The organism is Streptomyces sp. NPDC056169 (assembly GCF_042268445.1).
Taxonomy (GTDB): Bacteria; Actinomycetota; Actinomycetes; order Streptomycetales; family Streptomycetaceae; genus Streptomyces.
Genome location: NZ_JBHJUO010000009.1, coordinates 38,228 through 55,162, shown reverse-complemented (window position 1 = coordinate 55,162; position 16,935 = coordinate 38,228). Strand labels below are relative to the sequence as shown.

The following is a 16,935-nucleotide window of genomic DNA, read 5'->3' as shown; positions in this document are numbered from 1 at the left end:
AATCACCGGGCCAGAGAGATGCGCAGGAGGTCGGCCATCGAGCGAAGCCCGTCGCGCCGTGCCGAGAACGTCGAGCCGGGTACGTCGTGCCAGACGACGGGGACCTCGACGACGTCCCGCCCGGCGCGCACGACCTGGGCGAGGAGCTCGACGTCGAAGGCGAAGCCGTCGATGCGGCACCGGGGCGCGATCGCGCGGGCGAGCGGGCCGGGGAAGAACTTGAATCCGCACTGCGTGTCGGCGACGCCGGGCAGCGACAGGTGCGCCAGCGACCGGAACAGCAGGCCGCCGCCGCGTCGCAGTGCCGACTGCTCCACGTCGAGGTGGGCGCCGGGCATGTGGCGCGAGGCGATCACGGCGCCGTGCCCGGCCCGCAGCAGCCGCATGACCCGGTCCAGGGTGTCCACCGGCGTGGCGTTGTCGGCGTCGGCGAAGCCGATGAACCGGGCCGACGAGGTCTCGATGCCGCGCCGCACGGCCGCGCCCTTGCCCTGGTCGCTGCAGCCGATCGCATGGACGGGGACGGGGGAGTCGGCGAAGCGGGCGAGGACGTCGAGGGTGCCGTCGGCGCTGTTGTTGTCGACGACGACGACCGCCGAGGACCAGGACCGTTCGCTCAGGTAGTCGACGGTCGCGGCGACCGTGGACGGCAGCCGGCGCTGTTCGTTGAAGGCGGGGATGAGCAGTTCCAGTTCCACCGGCGGGCGGACGAGCCGGCGGGGGAGAGGTTCGTGGGTGCGCGGGGTCGCCATCACGCCTCGCCTCCTCGGGGGAAGGCGCGGCGCGGGGGTCGCGCGGAAGGGCGGGGGACGGCGATCAGTGCGGGGGCGGTACGTCGGCCGGGGCGGCGCCCGAGGCGCGTGCGGCGCTCGTGGCACCCGCTGCGCCCGCGGCACGCCGGGGCTGCCGGGCCGTCGGATCCGTCAGAGCCGTCAGAGCCGTCCGGCCGGTGGGGGCCGTCGGATCCCGAGGGACCGTCGGATCCGGCTGGGCCGCCGGAGCCGTCGCGGTGCGGGGCGTGCGTCCTGACCGTACGGGCGCGGCGGCGACGGGCGGCGCCCCGGGGCCTGCACGCCCTGCTGAGGGGCGGCGGCGCGGTGGCGCGGAGCCGGTCGGAGACCCGGCGTGCCGGGTGCGCGGTCGGGAGGTGCGGGGTGCGGCGGGCCGGACGGCGCCGGGCCTCGGCGAAGGGCCAGTCGGTCACCCGCCGCAGAGGATGCGGAGCGGGTGCCGCCGGCGCGCGGTTGAAATGGAGTGAGGTCACGACGAGCCTCTTCCGGCAACCGACCCTGCCGAGGGTCTGCTCTTACCTGATCTGTTCTGATCGGGTCTGATCTGGTCTGGCCTAAAATGGTGCTGTTTCCACCCTTAGCCCCTCGGGTGCGATCCGTCAACCGGTGGAGTGCCGGGAACGGCCGTGGGCGAACCGCGAGAGGGCGTTGTGCGGCCGCTCGTCGAGGAGCGTGCCGAGGATGCGGGCGCCGTCACGGACCGTGCGCGGGTGTGATGGACCGTGGCGGCGAGGCAGCTCACGACTGGGCACCTCGGCGACGCGGAGCCCGTAGTGCAGGGCGTGCGTCACGAGCTCCGCGCCCAGCTCGACACCGTCCTCGCGCAGGTCGAGCAGGTCGACGAAACCGCGCCGGAACGCGCAGAATCCGTACCAGAGATCGGTCAGCTGCTGGCCGTACAGCCGGCGCGCGACGCGCAGCAGCGTGCGGTGGCCCAGACGTCGTGCGAGCGGATAGTCGGCGACGTCCCCGCCCGCGATGAATCGGGATCCCTTGACGAAATCGAATCCGCTCTCCAGGTAATGCAGGTAGTGCGGGATCTCGTGCGGCGACATGCTTCCGTCGGCGTTCATCAGCACGATCAGGTCACCCGTCGCCGCGCGCAGTCCCGCGTGCGGAATGTCGCCCCGGGTGAAGTCCCAGGCCCCGAGTGTCCGGACGGTCATGCCGTCCCGCACGGGCCTCGCGGCGGTCGGTCCGCCGATCAGGACCACGTCCCGCACGACCTCCGGCACCTGGTCGAGCAGCAGGTCGAGCGCGGGCCCAGGGTCCGTCCCGTCGGGGCGGACCGTCAGGACGAGGCTCACCGTGCGCGTGACGGAGCCGGGTGCCCGGTCGGTCGACCGGCGGCGGGGGTGCGCGTCACTGCTCATGGGTACGGCCTGTGGCCTTCCGCGCGGCGGACCCGTGCATTTCAGAATCCTGCGCGGAGCGCGAAGCGTCAAGAAAACGACAGGAATATGCGGAGCGCCGCGAAAGAATGCGGTTCCCTCTCTGCGCGAGATTCCAGGACGGCATACAATCCGTGCATGGCAGGGCGAATTGAGGACTACGCCCTCGTCGGAGACCTGGAGACGGCAGCGCTCATTGGGACCGACGGGTCCATTGACTGGTGGTGCGCGCCGCGCTTCGACTCGCCCGCCTGTCTCGCGGCGCTCCTGGGCGACCCCGGTCACGGCCGGTGGATCCTCGCCCCGGCCGGCGGCGCCCACTGCACACGCAGGAGTTACCGGGGCGCCACGCTCGTCCTGGACACCTTCTGGGAATCCCTCGACGGCACCGTACGGGTCACCGACTTCATGCCCCCGCGCTCCCCGGGCCATCCGCGCGAGGGCGCGCCCAGGATCGTCCGCGTGGTCGAGGGAATCTCCGGACGGGTCGCCATGCGGGGCGAGTTGAGGCTCCGCTTCCACCACGGCAGCATCGTCCCCTGGACCCGCGCGGTGGACCGGCGGACCGTCGCCTCCGTCGCCGGACCCGACGCCGCCTACCTCTCCTGCGGCCCCGGCGCCGAACCCGTCGTCACCCTGGACCGCACGACCGTCGAGTTCACCGTCACCGCCGGGAGCAGTGTCGCGTTCGTCCTCGGCTGGCGCCCCTCGCACGTGTCCGCGCCCCCCACCGCCTCACCCGGCGAGATCGACGCCACCCTCCTGCGCACCCTCGCCTTCTGGAACGACTGGGCGGCCGGGCTCCGTTACGAAGGGCCGGCCCGGGAGGCCGTCCTCCGCTCCCTCCTCACCCTCAAGGCCCTCACCTACGCCCCCACCGGCGGAGTCGCCGCGGCCGCCACCGCCTCCCTCCCCGAGAGCATCGGCGGAGAACGCAACTGGGACTACCGCTTCTGCTGGTTGCGCGACTCCACCTTCACGCTCTCCTGCCTGCTGCGCGGCGGATACCGCCGGGAGGCCCTGGCCTGGAAGGACTGGCTGCTCCGGGCCGTCGCGGGCGACCCCGCCGACCTCCAGCCGCTCTACGGGGTCGAAGGGCAGCGCAGGCTCCCCGAGACGTACGCCGACTGGCTTCCCGGCTACGAGAACTCACGCCCCGTCAGATTCGGCAACGCGGCCGTCGACCAGTTCCAGCTCGACATCTACGGCGAGGTGCTCAACACCGTCTACTCGGCCGTCCGGGCCGGGGTCGCGCTCGACCCGCCCGCCTGGGCCCTGGTGGCCGCCCTCCTGGAGTACGTCGGCAAGCGCTGGCAGGAACCCGACGAGGGCATCTGGGAAGTCCGCGGCCCGCGCCGCCACTTCGTCCACTCCAAGGTCATGGCCTGGGTCGCCGCCGACCGAGCCGTCCGCCTCGCCCGTGTCGCCGGCCTGCGCGGCTCCGTACGCCGCTGGCAGGCCCTGCGCCGGGAGCTCCACGCGGAGATCTGCGCCCTCGGCTGGAGCGAGGAACAGCAGTCGTTCACGCAGTACTACGGCAGCCACGAGGTCGACGCCACCGCCCTGTTGATCCCCCGGCTCGGCTTCCTCCCCGCCGACGACCCCCGGGTCCTCGGCACCGTGGCGGCGATGGCCCGCCTCGACGACCACGGCTTCCTGCGCCGGTACGGCGACGTCCGCGACGGCGGGACCCACTCCCTCGACGAACTCGGCGGCACCGAAGGGTCCTTCGTCGCCTGCACGTTCTGGTACGCCGACGCCCTCGCCGCGACCGGCCGCCCCGCCGAGGCCAGGGCCGTCTTCGAGCGGGTCCTCGCCATCCGCAACGACGTCGGGCTGCTCTCCGAGGAGTGGGACCCGGTGGCCGGCCGCCAGCTCGGCAACACGCCGCAGGCGCTCAGTCACGTGGCCCTCGTGAACACGGCCTTCACGCTGTACGGAACGCGCCGCCACGACCGCACGGCCCCCCGCCCGCTCGCCGTGGCTTGATCCCACCCCTCCCAGGAAGGACCGGGAGGTGCCGGGAGGGGTCGGGAGGGGCCAGGAGGAGACGAGGGGAGCCGGGAGGACCCGGGAGGAATCCCCACCGCCGCCCACCAGGTCCTTCGGCGTGTCGTTCGGGTGCAGCCAGCGGGCGGATCCGCCGCGCATGGGTTCGAATCGGGGCATGGCTTCCTACGACAGGCTCCGCGCCGGCGGCTCCCCGAGGCCGCTGGAGACCGGTGGCACCTGGTGGTACGCCGCCGTCGCCGGCGAGGCCGCCGGCTCCTTCAGCACCAGGGTCCGCACCCGGACCCGGCGTGCCTGCCTCGGGACCGTCCTCCTCCTCACGGTCGTCTACGCGGGCCTCGTGCTCACCGCGACCGGCCGCCGCTGGGGCGACGCCGCCCTCACCGGCCGGCGCGCCGACACCGCCGCCGCCACCCTGCTCCGGGAGCACCCCTCGCTCGCCGGGCTCACCACGCTCTCCCTCGTCCTCGGCTGCGTCCTGCTGCTCGCCGTCGGCCTCCTGCGCAAGCGGTACGCGCTCACCGGCGCCGTCGCCGGCGCCCTCGTCACGTCCCTCGCGCTGACGGGCCTCCTCCAGCGGTACGCGCCACGCCCCCGCCTCCTCGACAGCGGCGGAGCCGTCCTCCAGAGCGGCTTCCCCAGCGGGCAGACCACCCTCGCCCTCGGCACCGCCTTCGGTCTCGCCTTCCTCGTCCCGTACCGGTACCGCGGGCTCACCGTCCTCGCCGGCACCCTCTGGGCCGGAGCCGTCGGTGCCTACACCGTCGCGGCGGGTGGCCACCGCCCCGGCGACCTCATCGCCGCCGCCCTCGTCGTCCTCGCCGTCTTCTGCGGGCTCGCCACCCTCCTCGCCCGCAGGGGCAAGGTCCGCCCCGCCCCCCGCGCCCCCCTCCCACGCGTCCTCCTCGCGACCGTGCCGCTCGCCGCCCTCGCCGCCGTGGGACTCGGCGCCGGCCTCTGGCTCCTCGGCGACACCCTCGCCCTGCCCGCCACCGCCCCCTACGACCCCGCCGAGCTCCGGCTCGCGCACCGCTGCGGACAGGCCCTCGCCGCGGGCGTCACCGCCGCCGCGGGACTGCTCCTGCTCACCCTGCTCCGCCGCGTCGACGTGGACGGGGCCGCCGCCCCGTACCGCCTCGGCGGCCCCTTCGTGGAGGCCGCGGGAGCGCCGCCCGACGGCGAGCTCGTGGGGCCCTTTACGGAGGACCGCGATCACGAGATATCTTGATGTCGAGCAATCTCGCATACGCAGACGTGGAGCTGGAGAACCCTGGTGACTGACTCGACCATCATCTACACCCACACTGACGAGGCGCCCGCCCTGGCGACGTACTCGTTCCTGCCCGTGATCCAGGCGTATGCCTCGCAGGCCGGCGTCACGGTCGAGACGCGGGACATCTCCCTCGCGGGCCGCATCATCGCCGTCTTCCCCGAGTTCCTGGAGGAGGGCCAGCGCATCGCCGACGCCCTCGCGGAGCTCGGCGCGCTCGCCAAGACGCCCGGCGCCAACATCATCAAGCTGCCGAACGTCTCGGCGTCCATCCCGCAGCTGAAGGCCGCGATCGCCGAGCTCCAGGCGCAGGGCTACGCCCTCCCGGACTACCCGGACGACCCGCAGACGGACCAGGACAAGGACGTCCGCGCCCGCTACGACAAGATCAAGGGTTCGGCCGTCAACCCGGTCCTGCGCGAGGGCAACTCCGACCGCCGTGCCCCGGCCTCGGTCAAGAACTACGCCAAGGCCCACCCGCACCGCATGGGCGCCTGGTCCTCCGAGTCGAAGACGAACGTCGCCACCATGAGCGACAACGACTTCGCCTCCACGGAGAAGTCCGCCGTCATCGCGCAGGACGACACCCTCCGCTTCGAGTTCACGGCCGCCGACGGCACCGTCTCCGAGCTCCGCGAGCCGCTGAAGGTCATCGCCGGCGAGGTCGTCGACGCCGCCGTCATGCGCGCCGCCGCGCTGCGCACCTTCCTCAGCGAGCAGGTCGCCCGCGCCAAGGCCGAGGGCGTGCTCTTCTCCGTGCACCTCAAGGCCACGATGATGAAGGTCTCCGACCCGATCGTCTTCGGCCACGTCGTCCGCGCCTTCTTCCCGGAGACCTTCGCCAAGTACGGCGAGGTGCTCGCCGCCGCCGGTCTCACCCCGAACGACGGCCTCGGCGGCGTCCTGAAGGGCCTGGAGTCCCTCCCGCAGGGCGCGGAGATCAAGGCCTCCTTCGAGGCCGAGCTCGCCGCGGGCCCCGCCCTGGCGATGGTCGACTCCGACAAGGGCATCACCAACCTGCACGTGCCGTCCGACGTCATCGTCGACGCCTCGATGCCGGCCATGATCCGCACCTCGGGTCACATGTGGGGCCCGGACGGCCAGGAGGCCGACACCCTCGCGGTCCTCCCGGACCACAGCTACTCGGGCGTCTACCAGGTCGTCCTCGACGACTGCCGCGCCCACGGCGCCTTCGACCCGTCGACCATGGGCTCCGTCCCGAACGTCGGCCTCATGGCGCAGAAGGCCGAGGAGTACGGCTCGCACGACAAGACCTTCGAGATCGCCGAGGCCGGCACCGTCCGCCTCGTCGACTCCGCGGGCAACGTCGTCCTGGAGCAGGAGGTCGCCGAGGGCGACCTGTTCCGCGCCTGCCAGACCAAGGACCTGCCCATCCAGGACTGGGTCAAGCTCGCCGTCACCCGCGCCCGCGCCACCGGCTCCCCGGCCGTCTTCTGGCTGGACGCCGCGCGCGCCCACGACGCGCAGCTGATCGCCAAGGTCGAGCAGTACCTGCCGGAGCACGACACCGAGGGCCTGGACATCAAGATCCTGTCCCCGGTCGAGGCCACCGCGTTCTCCCTGGAGCGCATCCGCCGCGGCGAGGACACCATCTCGGTCACCGGCAACGTCCTCCGCGACTACCTGACCGACCTCTTCCCCATCCTGGAGCTGGGCACCAGCGCCAAGATGCTGTCGGTCGTCCCGCTGATGGCGGGCGGCGGCCTCTTCGAGACCGGCGCCGGCGGCTCCGCCCCGAAGCACGTCCAGCAGCTCGTCAAGGAGAACTACCTCCGCTGGGACAGCCTCGGCGAGTTCTTCGCCCTGGCCGCCAGCTTCGAGCACCTCGCGACGACCACGGGCAACGACCGCGCCCAGGTCCTCGCCGACACGCTGGACCGCGCCACCGGCACCTTCCTCAACGAGGACAAGTCGCCGACCCGTCGCCTCGGCGGCATCGACAACCGCGGCAGCCACTTCTACCTCGGCCTCTACTGGGCCCAGGAGCTGGCCGCCCAGACCGAGGACGCGGAGCTGGCCAAGGCCTTCGCCCCGCTCGCCGAGACGCTGGCCGCGAACGAGCAGAAGATCGTCGACGAGCTCGTCGCCGTCCAGGGCTCCCCGGCCGAGATCGGCGGCTACTACCAGCCCGACCCGGCCAAGGCCGCGGCCGTGATGCGCCCGTCCGCCACCCTGAACGAGGCCCTCGCGTCCCTCGTCTGATCCGCGCGCGTCCGCCCCGGCGGACGACATGGACCGCCCCGGCCGGAAGGATTCCGGCCGGGGCGGTCCCGTCGGTGGCGCATCCGCCGTTCGGGTGTGAACCTGGATGGATGAGCTGGGCATCTTGGACGACCGCCGGTGTCTACACCGGGCGTGGTGGGGTGCTGACCGACGAGGCCGGAGTCGTCACGGGCGATCTGACCGTGCACACGACCTGGGCCGAGCGGGAGGCACGCGTGGCCGTGCAGTACAGCGGCGCATCCGACTGGTTCACCATGTCGGGCAGTCCCGTTCCGTGCGCGACGGAGGAGGAGAGCCGCGATCTCCACGAAGCGGTCGTGGAGGCAGTCAGGGAAGGGCACGGGGCCACGGTTCCGGCACTTCCCGGCGCATCGTTGTAGATCCCGCCCGGCGGATCACAGGCCGGGCGGACCGAAGAAGTGTTATCCCTCCCGCTCCCACGGGTCTCCGAAAGACGGGGGACTCGGACCACGGATGAGGGAGCAGACCCATGCACAGCGACGAGCGCCGCACCACCGCCCTGGTGGAGGCGGCCCGGGCCGGTGACGCGCACGCCAGGGACGAACTGGTACGCGCGTACCTGCCCCTCGTCCACAACGTCGTCGGCCGCGCCCTCGACGGCCACGCCGACACCGACGACATCGTCCAGGAGACGATGGTCCGCGCCCTCGACGGCCTCCCCGGCCTCCGTGATCCGGCCCGCTTCCGATCCTGGGTCGTCGCCATCGCCATGAACGGGATACGGCGCCGCTGGCACGAGAACCGCCAGGCGCCCCTGCCCGGCCTCGACCGGGCCGCCGACCTCGCCGACCCGGCCGGCGACTTCACCGAACTCACCATCCTCCGGCTCCGCCTCTCCGGGCAGCGCCGCGACGTGGCCCGCGCCACCCGCTGGCTCGACGACGAGGACCGCGAGCTCCTCTCCCTGTGGTGGCTGGAGGCCGCCGGAGAGCTGACCCGCGCCGAACTCGCCGAGGGCCTCGCCGTCTCCCCGCAGCACGCCGCCGTCCGCGTCCAGCGGATGAAGGAACGCCTGGAGACCGGCCGGGCCGTGGTCCGCGCCCTCGACGCCGAACCGGCCTGCCCCGGACTCGCGGAGTCCCTCACCGCCTGGGACGGCCGCCCCTCGCCCCTCTGGCGCAAGCGGATCGCCCGCCACCTGCGCACCTGCGCCGCCTGTACGGGGCAGACGACCGGCAGCCGCGGCCTCGCCCCCGTCGAGGGCCTGCTCGTCGGCATCGGTCTCGTCCCGCCGCTGGCGGCGGCGGCCGTCGCCCGGCGCGGCGCGGAAGCCTTCGCCGCCGAGCCCGTCGGCCGCTGGACGCCGATCCGGCGCGCCTGCCTCGCCGGCGCCGTGACCGTCGCCGTCCTCGGCGCGCTCGCCGTGCTCGTACCGCGGCAGCCGGAGGTACGGGTGGCACCCGACCGGCCCCGCGCCGCGCCCCCGGCGCCCGCGACCCCCACCACCCCGAAGCCCTCCGCCACCCGGGCCGCCACCATCGCCGCCCCGGCCCCCACGACCCGTACCCCGGCACCCCGCCGCACCACGCCCCCCGCGCCCACCGCCGAGGAGCGGGTGGCGACGGAGGTCAACAGGCTCCGGGCGGCGGCGGGTTGCGCCCCGCTGCGGACCGACCCGCGACTGGTCGCGGCGGCCCGGGGGTACGCCCGCGACATGGTCGCGCGCGGCTACTTCGCCCACAGCAGCCCCGAGGGTGAGTTCGCTGACGCCCGGATCACCGCGGCCGGGTACGACTGGAGCGCCTGGGCCGAGAACCTGGCCCAGGGGACGGGGGACCCGGCGGCCGTCGTCGACGGCTGGACCGACGGGGCGATGCACGAGGAGAACATGCTGGACTGCCGGTACCGGGACACCGGTGTGGCGTCGGCGCCCGGTCCCGGCGGCACGATCTGGGTGCAGAAGCTGGCGGCCCCCGCCTCCTGAACCGCGGTCGGCCGGGCGTCAGCCCTTGGCGCCGAAGTTCTGGACCCACCAAGGGCCGTTGGCGGTGAGGGTCACCCCGACGCCGATGTCCTTGAAGGAGCAGTTGAGGATGTTCTCGCGGTGTCCGGGGCTGTCCATCCAGTCCTCCATCGCCCGGGCCGGGGTCTTCGGCCCGCGATGGATGTTCTCGCCCCACGTCTGCCACGTGTAGCCGGCGCCGGTCATCCGGTCGCCCGCGTCCCGGCCCTCCGGACTGTCGTGCTCGTAGTAGTCGCGGGCGGACATGTCGTCGGCGTGCCCCTGGGCGGCGGTGCGCAGATGGCTCTCCGTACGCAGCGGGCCGCAACCTGCCTTCTCCCGCTCGGCGTTGGCGAGGGCGACGACCTCCTGGACGTACTCGGAGACCTTCCCGCCGGCGGCATCGGTACCGGCACCGCTGCCGGATCCGGCACCCGCACCGGCTCCCGATCCGGCACCGGCTCCGGCTCCGGTGGCTTCGCCCGGCTGCGGTGCCTGTTCGGTCCTGGGCCGCGCCTGCCGCTCCTGCGGGGACGCCGAGGGGGACGCCGGCCGCGGTGACGTGGTGGCCGCCTTCGTCTCCGGCGTGGAGGCCGACCCGGGGCGCGAGGTCCGGGGCGCCGTCGTGTCCGCCGTGCGGCGGGCCGGCGTGGGCGCGGTCGAGGGGGCGGACGGAGGCGTGGAGGGGGCCGCGGCCTCCCGGACCGTCGTGTCCGCCGTGGGCGACGCCCCCTTGGCGTCCGGGACGGCGGAGGGCGCGGCGGCGACCCAGGGACCGGCGGCCGGGGCGGGGGAGGCCACGTACACCCCGGCCGCCACGGTCAGGACGACGGCCGCGGCCCCGGCGGCGGTGACGGCGGCGCGGAAGCCCGGCCGCCGAGGAGCGCGCCGCCGCGCCCCGTGGCCCTTCCGGTGCCGTCCGCCGTCCCGCACGGGACGATCGAGCCGTACGACGTGCTCCTCGTGCCACCCCTCGTACTGCTCCTCGTGCCGCTCCTCGCGGTCGAAGCGGTCGAAGCGGTCGACGTGCTCGACGTGCTCGACGTGTTCAGGGTTCTCGGGGTGACCGGGTTGGTCGTGGTGCCGCATGGAGCTCCGCTCTCTCGCCGAGGTCGCCGGACGGTCCGGCGCTGGGAGAGCCACCGGGGCGACGGCGATAACACTTTCCGGCCCCGGCCGCCCCGACACCCTTCGTCAACCCGACGCGTCAACGCACGTCAGAGCCTTTCAGCCCTGCGGGATCACCGCCACCGGGCACGGCGCGAGATGGAGCGCCGCGTGCGCCACGGAGCCGATGCGCGGGCCGACCGCGCCGCGCCCGGCCCGCCGCCCGACCACCAGCAGCTGGGCGGCGCCCGAGGAGGAGAGCAGCACCTGCCCCGCGCTGCCCAGTTCGACGTGCTCCGTCACCGGCACCTCGGGGAACCGCTCCCGCCAGGGCTCCACGGCCTCGCGCAACGCCTTCTCCTCGTACGGGACGAGCCCGCCGGCCTCGTCGGCGAGCCGCATCGACGCCGGGCTGTACGCGTAGAGCGGCGGCAGGCTCCAGGCGCGGACGGCCCGCACCGACGCCCCGCGCGCGGCGGCGGTCTCGAAGGCGAAGCCGAGGGCCGCGGCGCTGTCCTCGGGACTGCCGTGCTGGCCGACGAGGACCTCGCCGACCGGCGGCTCGGCGGGCTCGCCGTCGCGGGACCTGACGGCCACCACGGGACGGGTCGCGGCGGCGATGATCTGCTGCCCGTACGAGCCGAGCAGGAAGCCGGCGACGGCGCCGTGACCGCGCGAGCCGATGACGAGCATCTCGGCCCGCGACTCGGTGCCGAGCAGCGCCGCGACGGGCGTGTCGGGGAGCACCTCGGCCGTCAGGGCGATGTCCGGGTGGCGCCGCGCGACCGTCGCCTCGGCCGTGCGCAGGACCTCCTCGGCGACCCGCTCCTGGTCCGCCCGGTCCTGGACCAGCGGGATGTCGAGGGGTTCCCAGCGCCACGCGTGGGCGAGCCGCAGCGGGAGCCTCCGGTGGAGGGCCTCGCGGGCGGCCCAGTCGGCCGCGGCGAGACTCTCCGGGGAACCGTCCACTCCTGCGACGATCTCACGACTCATCGGGCTGCCTCCGTCGGTAGCTGACGGGCCCGCCGGGCGGCCGGGCCCTCCTGCTCCCAGCTTGGGCCCATCGGCAGCCCGGCGAGAGGGACGGACGTCCCGACATGCCGGACCTTCCGTCCCTTCTGTCGTGCCGTCAGGCCGGCAGGGTGAGCCGCGCGTGGGTGCCGTTGAGGTAGTGGTCGCCGATGTCGCGGAGCCGGTGGGAGGGCTGCGTGTGCGCGGTGAGCGCCCGGGCGTTGCGCCAGAAGCGGTCGAATCCCGGCCCGCCCGACTGGGCGTCGGCGCCCTCGGCGCCGTCGACGAGTTCGAGGACGCGGGTCGTGATGCGGACGGCGGCCCGGCCGGTGACCGTCTCGGCCGCGGAGACCAGGACGGCTATGTCGGCGCGCTCCTCGGGGCTCAGCGACTCTTCGGCGAGCAGCCCGCGGGCCAGGGCGTCCGTCGCCCGCTCCACCACGGCGGAGGCGACGTGGGCGGCCGTGGCCAGCTCCCCGTAGGCGAGGAGCAGGTACGGGTCGTCGCCCGTGCCGAGCGGACGCGCGCCGGCCGGTGCCGGCCTGCCGTCCGGCGAGGGCGCCGGGACCGGTCCGGCCTGCCCGGCGCGGCTGATGTCCCGGGCCTCGGCGAGCGCGCCCTCGGCGATGCCGAGTCCGACCTGGACGAGGAGCAGCCGCAGGGCGAGCGGGGCGAGGGTGGCGAAGGGGCTGACGGCGTGCTCGTCGTGCGGGAGCACGCCGAGGACCTGGTCGGCCGGGACCGGGACGTGGTCGAAGGTGACGGTGCCCGCGCCGGAGACCCGCTGCCCGACCCGGTCCGTACCGGCGTCGGTGAACACGCCGGGATGCGCCGGGTCCACCAGGACGATCAGCCAGTCGCCGGTCCCGCCCGGCCGGGCGCCGACGACCAGCCGGTCGGCCACGGCGACGCCGGAGGCGAACGCGCGGCGCCCGTCGAGGATCCAGCCGTTCGTCGTGGGGGTGAGCCGGAGGCCGGGGTCCGTCTCGGTGCGCGGCGGCTCGACGCCGCCGCCGAGCACCCAGTGCTCCTCGGCCGTCCGCGCGTCGAGGGCGGTGCCGGGTGCCGCGTCCTGCGTCGGAGGGCCGAAGAACCGGCTGCTCCAGGACAGGACGTAGTGGTGGGCGAGGAGTTCGCCGACCGAGCTGTCGGCGGCGGAGATCTCCCGGACGACGGCGGACGCGGCCCGCCAGTCGGCGCCCCGCCGGTTCGCGCCGGGCGCCGTGAGGAGGGCGGGCAGTCCGGCCTCCTGGAGCCGGGCGACTTCGTCGAAGGGGGCCTTTCCCGCTCGGTCCCGAGCGGGCGCGTCGACGGCGAGGTCGTCGGCGAGCTCGCGGGTGACGCGGGGCCAGATCTCGTCGTCCGCGGGCCGGTCGGCCGGTGCCGGGACGATGTGCATCGCGGTTCTCCTGCCCGATTTCCTCGGCGTACTCACGTCACCTCACCCGATCCCTCGTATCCCCACTGGAATACTAGGGATAGTGGCAGAGGCGGTCGCCCGCCCCCAAGGGGCGTCCGAGGGCTGGACACGTCCGTCTTGATAGGCGGGACGGCGTCACGTCGGCGCAGGTCGTGCGGAGTTGGCCTCGTCGAGAATCGGCCGGGTGGGAGATTTTCGGACACCCGGTCAGGGGTTGGTCCAGGCCTCCGGGTCGTCCGCGAGCGCGGTGATCCCCGCCGGCAGCTCGGCCGCCGCCACCTCCGCGAGCGAGACCCCGAGCACCTCGCGCACGCTCGCCCGGAGGGCGATCCACAGCGGGAGCAGCGACTCGGCGGGACCCGTGTACGCCAGGTCCGGGGGCCGCTCCCCGCGCACGGAGACCAGCGGGCCCTCCACGCAGCGGATGACCTCCGCGACCGAGATCGACTCGGCCGGCCTGGCCAGCCAGTACCCGCCGTTGCCGCCGCGCTGGCTCTGGACGAGCCCGCCCTTGCGCATGTCGCCGAGGATGCCCTCCAGGAACTTGTGCGAGATCCCCTGGACTTCGGCGATCGCCTCGGCCTTCAGCGGCCCCGTGTCCTGGGCGGCGGCGAGCTGGAGGGCGGCCCGCACCGCGTAGTCGGCCCTGGCTGAAATGCGCATGCGCGCATTATTCCGTACCGGCCCGGACGGATTCGGGCGCCCCACGGGGGTGTCCCGAGCCGGTGCCTCCCGCACCCTTGACGCCACGAGTGACCGGTCGGAGACTCATGAAAGGGAAAAACCGAGTGAACGGGTAGGGAAGCATGGGACGCACCGGCCGGCGGGACCCCGCACACGCCGTGCTCCTGCCGTGCTCCGTACCCCTCACGTCCCGCCGTCACATCGATCTGATGCGGGTCTGCAGCGCCGCGGGTCGCCGTCACCGCCGGGGCGTCCACCGCGTCCGCTGAGCCCGTCCGCCCCGACCGTCCTGCCCTGTCCTGACCTGCCCGGTCCGCGCCGTTCCGGCGCCCCGGGTCGGGTCCGGTCCAGGCCGGGCACGGGCCCGGCTCCGGGTCCGGACGCGCACCTCGCCGCCGTCCGTCCGTCTCCTCCTTCCCGTTCCTCTGCTGCCTCCGGGCCCTGCGCACCGGCCGACGTCCTCGCGCCATCGCGACCTGTCACCGCGACCGTCACCGCCGCGCACCGCCCCGACCCAGCACCGAGCACCCACCAGGGAGAAGCATGTCCGTCATTCCCTCCTCGCTCCTGCCGGCCTCCGCCGTGCCCGCCTTCCGCGGCCGGATCGGCCGCGACGTGCGCAGCGGCCACTACGCCGTACCGCACCGCTATCGCCTTCACCTGGCGCCGTCCGGCCCCGACTGTCTGAGGATCGCCCTCACCCACGGCCTGCTCGGTCTCGACGACACGCTTCCGCTCACCGTGCTCCCCGCGGCCCCCGACACACCCGACGGCGGATACGCCGCGCTCCGCCCGCTGTACGAGGCCAGCGCCCACCTGTACCGGGGACCGGCCGCCGCGCCCGTCCTGAGCGACGGGTGGACCGGGCGCATCGTCAGCACCCACGTGCCCGACATCCTGCGCGACCTCGCCCTGCGCTTCCGGGGCGACGGCCCCGACCTGCTGCCCGAGGAGCACCGGGGCGAGATCGAGGCCATCGCCGACCTGTGCGAGCGGAGCGTCAACCGGGCCGCCCAGCGCGCCGGCGAACTCGGCCTCGACGGCGACGCCGCCCACCACGACCCGCTCGGCGTCCTCTTCGCGGCGCTCGGCTCCCTGGAACGGCGCCTCACCGGCCGCCCGTACGTCCTCGGCGACGGGCCGACCGCCGCCGACGTCCACGTCTGGGTCACCCTCGTCCAGCTCGACACCGTCCACCGCTGGCACCTGGACGCCGCCGCGATGGAGCGGGTCGCCGCGCACCCCGCGCTCTGGGCGTACGCCCAACGCCTCGCTGCCCGCCCCGAGTTCGCCCGCCACCTCGACATCGACGCCGTCCTGCGCCGGCACCGCGCCCACTGTCGCGGCCACGAGGCCGCGGGCGCCGGGATACGGATCGTCGACTGGTCCGGCACCACGGGCTGACGGCCGGGGCGCCGCCGTCTTCGCTGCCCCGTCGCTCCCCTGTCGCTGCCCACGTCGCTTCCCTGAGCGGTGTCAGCCGATGCGGTGACCCGCCAGGGGAGCGGTGTCGTCGCCGGAGCCCGCGCGGACCCCGCGCAGGAAGGCCTCCACGGCCTCAAGCGAGGTCGCCGCGGGCTCCCACTCCAGCTCCCGCCGGGCCCGCTCGGTGGCGAGCAGGGGCATCTGCCGCAGCGCGTCGAAGAGCCCGGGGGAGGCCGGGGCGAGCCGCAGCCGCCAGGCCGCCGACAGCGCCCCGCGCACCGCACCGGCCGGGACCTTCACCGGCCGGGCGTGCAGCAGCCTGCCGAGGGCCGCGGCGTCGAGCACCGGCTCGGCGGCGAGGTTGAACGCGCCGCGGACGTCCCGGAGGAGCACCCTCCGGTAGGCGTCCGCGGCGTCCTCGGTGTGCAGGACCTGGAAGCGCAGTCCCTCGAACTCCGGGAGCAGTGGCAGCAGTTCAGGCCGCATCAGCTGGCCGGGGAAGAACCGGCCCGCGAAGATCCGCCGCTGCCCGCTCGCCGACTCCTCCTTGAAGAGGAAGGCCGGGCGCATCCGGACCACCCGGGTCAGCGGATGGTCCCGCTCGAACGTGTCGAGGACCCGCTCCAGATACGCCTTCTCGCGGGTGTACGCGGCGCCGGGCCAGCCGTGCGTCGGCCAGGCCTCGGACACCGGGGCCCCGCCCTTCGGGCCGGGGGAGTACGCCCCCACCGAGGAGGCGTGCACCAGCACCGGCACCCGCGCCGCCGCGACCGCGTCGAAGACGCGCACCGCGCCCAGGACGTTGGTCCGCCAGGTCTCCACCGGATCGTGCGTCGGCCCGAACCGCCAGGCCAGGTGCACGACCGCGTCCGCGTCCGCGACGTACTGCGCGAGCCGGGGCTCGTCCCCCTCCCGCGAGAGGTCGACCTCGGCCCACTCCACGCCGGGCAGCTCCAGGCCGGGCCTGCGCCGGGCGAGCCCGAGGACGGAGCCGACCCGCGGCTCGCGGGCGAGCGCCCGCACCAGGCTCGTACCGACATTGCCGGTGGCGCCGGTGACGACCACCCGCTGCTGCGTGCTCGGGTTCATGTCTCCGACCCTCCGCCATGGGCGGCGGAAGCGCACTCCGGGACCCCTCCCGTCACGCAGCGTGCCCGTGCGGGTCGCGGGCGTGGTCGACCACGCGCAGGATGGAGCGACTCGGGAGTCAGGAGCCAGGAGGACGCGATGCTGCTGCCCGACACGAACACGGTCGACCGGTTGCTCCGGCGCTACCGCACCCAGGAGCGGTCCGTGCTCGCCAGGCCGTGCGACCTGTCGGTCCGCCGGCGCTTCGAGGACACGGCGTACACCCTCTGCGTCCTGATGGGAGAGCGGACCGCCCACGAGGCCGTCCGCGCGGCCGAGCGGTACGTCTCCCAGGGGCCGCCCGCACCCCGGGAGGCCCTGGGGGGCCTGGCGGGGAGCTGACCGGAGTCCGGTCAGGAATCGAGAAGCGTGGCCCACGGGCGCCGGTTAGCGTGGCCGTCGTGGACATCGCGATTTCCCGGACGTCGGAGCCGACCCGATGCGATGATCACGAAAGTCGCGAAGATCACGAATCGGCCCGTCCGACGGAG

14 protein-coding genes are annotated in these 16,935 nt (G+C 74.4%); 7 read left to right on the top strand and 7 right to left on the bottom strand.

The window, feature by feature from the left end; translation table 11 throughout:
- Positions 1-2: 2 nt before the first annotated feature.
- Both ACFC0G_RS16255 and ACFC0G_RS16250 read right to left on the bottom strand, forming a co-directional pair.
- Positions 3-752: a glycosyltransferase gene (locus ACFC0G_RS16255; RefSeq protein WP_376403926.1), complete on the bottom strand. Its 750-nt coding sequence runs from the start codon at positions 750-752 to the stop codon at positions 3-5.
- Positions 753-1,390: 638 nt separating this feature from the next.
- The gene (locus ACFC0G_RS16250) at positions 1,391-2,164 is read right to left on the bottom strand and encodes a glycosyltransferase family 2 protein (protein ID WP_376403493.1); all 774 of its coding nucleotides are present in this window, start codon (positions 2,162-2,164) and stop codon (positions 1,391-1,393) included.
- 156 nt (positions 2,165-2,320) lie between these two features.
- Here ACFC0G_RS16250 and ACFC0G_RS16245 point away from each other — a divergent pair, with 156 nt between their 5' ends.
- From ACFC0G_RS16245 to ACFC0G_RS16225, 5 genes are all read left to right on the top strand, one after another.
- The gene (locus ACFC0G_RS16245; RefSeq protein ID WP_376403490.1) at positions 2,321-4,171 is read left to right on the top strand and encodes a glycoside hydrolase family 15 protein; all 1,851 of its coding nucleotides are present in this window, start codon (positions 2,321-2,323) and stop codon (positions 4,169-4,171) included.
- 178 nt (positions 4,172-4,349) lie between these two features.
- Positions 4,350-5,420, top strand: coding sequence for a phosphatase PAP2 family protein (locus tag ACFC0G_RS16240; RefSeq protein WP_376403487.1), 1,071 nt, complete (start codon positions 4,350-4,352; stop codon positions 5,418-5,420).
- Positions 5,421-5,465: 45 nt separating this feature from the next.
- Complete coding sequence (locus tag ACFC0G_RS16235; RefSeq protein ID WP_376403484.1) at positions 5,466-7,685, top strand: NADP-dependent isocitrate dehydrogenase; 2,220 nt, start codon at positions 5,466-5,468, stop codon at positions 7,683-7,685.
- A gap of 110 nt (positions 7,686-7,795) precedes the next feature.
- Entirely contained in the window at positions 7,796-8,086 is a 291-nt protein-coding gene (locus ACFC0G_RS16230) for a hypothetical protein (RefSeq protein ID WP_376403481.1), read from the top strand.
- 110 nt (positions 8,087-8,196) lie between these two features.
- Positions 8,197-9,651, top strand: a complete 1,455-nt coding sequence (locus tag ACFC0G_RS16225; RefSeq protein WP_376403478.1) for a sigma-70 family RNA polymerase sigma factor — start codon at positions 8,197-8,199, stop codon at positions 9,649-9,651.
- An 18-nt stretch (positions 9,652-9,669) separates the two neighbouring features.
- On the opposite strand, the gene ACFC0G_RS16220 is transcribed toward ACFC0G_RS16225, so the two are convergent.
- The 4 genes from ACFC0G_RS16220 to ACFC0G_RS16205 form a co-directional block, all read right to left on the bottom strand.
- The gene (locus tag ACFC0G_RS16220) at positions 9,670-10,758 is read right to left on the bottom strand and encodes a CAP domain-containing protein (protein ID WP_376403475.1); all 1,089 of its coding nucleotides are present in this window, start codon (positions 10,756-10,758) and stop codon (positions 9,670-9,672) included.
- A 138-nt stretch (positions 10,759-10,896) separates the two neighbouring features.
- A complete protein-coding gene (locus ACFC0G_RS16215) occupies positions 10,897-11,769 on the bottom strand; it encodes a universal stress protein (RefSeq protein WP_376403472.1) in 873 nt (290 codons plus the stop codon).
- A 136-nt stretch (positions 11,770-11,905) separates the two neighbouring features.
- Entirely contained in the window at positions 11,906-13,186 is a 1,281-nt protein-coding gene (locus ACFC0G_RS16210; RefSeq protein WP_376403469.1) for an acyl-CoA dehydrogenase, read from the bottom strand.
- 228 nt (positions 13,187-13,414) lie between these two features.
- Positions 13,415-13,870: an RrF2 family transcriptional regulator gene (locus ACFC0G_RS16205; RefSeq protein ID WP_376403466.1), complete on the bottom strand. Its 456-nt coding sequence runs from the start codon at positions 13,868-13,870 to the stop codon at positions 13,415-13,417.
- A gap of 564 nt (positions 13,871-14,434) precedes the next feature.
- On the opposite strand from ACFC0G_RS16205, the gene ACFC0G_RS16200 reads away from it, so the two are divergent.
- Entirely contained in the window at positions 14,435-15,295 is an 861-nt protein-coding gene (locus tag ACFC0G_RS16200; protein WP_376403463.1) for a glutathione S-transferase C-terminal domain-containing protein, read from the top strand.
- A gap of 72 nt (positions 15,296-15,367) precedes the next feature.
- Here ACFC0G_RS16200 and ACFC0G_RS16195 read toward each other — a convergent pair whose 3' ends face one another.
- Positions 15,368-16,405: an NAD-dependent epimerase/dehydratase family protein gene (locus tag ACFC0G_RS16195; protein WP_376403460.1), complete on the bottom strand. Its 1,038-nt coding sequence runs from the start codon at positions 16,403-16,405 to the stop codon at positions 15,368-15,370.
- A 138-nt stretch (positions 16,406-16,543) separates the two neighbouring features.
- Here ACFC0G_RS16195 and ACFC0G_RS16190 point away from each other — a divergent pair, with 138 nt between their 5' ends.
- Positions 16,544-16,786 carry a DUF5133 domain-containing protein gene (locus ACFC0G_RS16190; RefSeq protein ID WP_376403458.1) on the top strand — a complete coding sequence of 81 codons (243 nt, stop codon included), beginning with the start codon at positions 16,544-16,546 and terminating at the stop codon, positions 16,784-16,786.
- Positions 16,787-16,935 lie beyond the last annotated feature (149 nt).

Bases quoted from the DNA above. Each gene is read 5' to 3' on its own strand.
- ACFC0G_RS16255 (WP_376403926.1), bottom strand. From the start codon at position 752: ATGGCGACCCCGCGCACCCACGAACCTCTCCCCCGCCGGCTCGTCCGC.
- ACFC0G_RS16250 (WP_376403493.1), bottom strand. From the start codon at position 2,164: ATGAGCAGTGACGCGCACCCCCGCCGCCGGTCGACCGACCGGGCACCC.
- ACFC0G_RS16245 (WP_376403490.1), top strand. From the start codon at position 2,321: ATGGCAGGGCGAATTGAGGACTACGCCCTCGTCGGAGACCTGGAGACG.
- ACFC0G_RS16240 (WP_376403487.1), top strand. From the start codon at position 4,350: ATGGCTTCCTACGACAGGCTCCGCGCCGGCGGCTCCCCGAGGCCGCTG.
- ACFC0G_RS16230 (WP_376403481.1), top strand. From the start codon at position 7,796: ATGAGCTGGGCATCTTGGACGACCGCCGGTGTCTACACCGGGCGTGGT.
- ACFC0G_RS16225 (WP_376403478.1), top strand. From the start codon at position 8,197: ATGCACAGCGACGAGCGCCGCACCACCGCCCTGGTGGAGGCGGCCCGG.
- ACFC0G_RS16220 (WP_376403475.1), bottom strand. From the start codon at position 10,758: ATGCGGCACCACGACCAACCCGGTCACCCCGAGAACCCTGAACACGTC.
- ACFC0G_RS16215 (WP_376403472.1), bottom strand. From the start codon at position 11,769: ATGAGTCGTGAGATCGTCGCAGGAGTGGACGGTTCCCCGGAGAGTCTC.
- ACFC0G_RS16210 (WP_376403469.1), bottom strand. From the start codon at position 13,186: ATGCACATCGTCCCGGCACCGGCCGACCGGCCCGCGGACGACGAGATC.
- ACFC0G_RS16205 (WP_376403466.1), bottom strand. From the start codon at position 13,870: ATGCGCATTTCAGCCAGGGCCGACTACGCGGTGCGGGCCGCCCTCCAG.
- ACFC0G_RS16200 (WP_376403463.1), top strand. From the start codon at position 14,435: ATGTCCGTCATTCCCTCCTCGCTCCTGCCGGCCTCCGCCGTGCCCGCC.
- ACFC0G_RS16195 (WP_376403460.1), bottom strand. From the start codon at position 16,405: ATGAACCCGAGCACGCAGCAGCGGGTGGTCGTCACCGGCGCCACCGGC.
- ACFC0G_RS16190 (WP_376403458.1), top strand. From the start codon at position 16,544: ATGCTGCTGCCCGACACGAACACGGTCGACCGGTTGCTCCGGCGCTAC.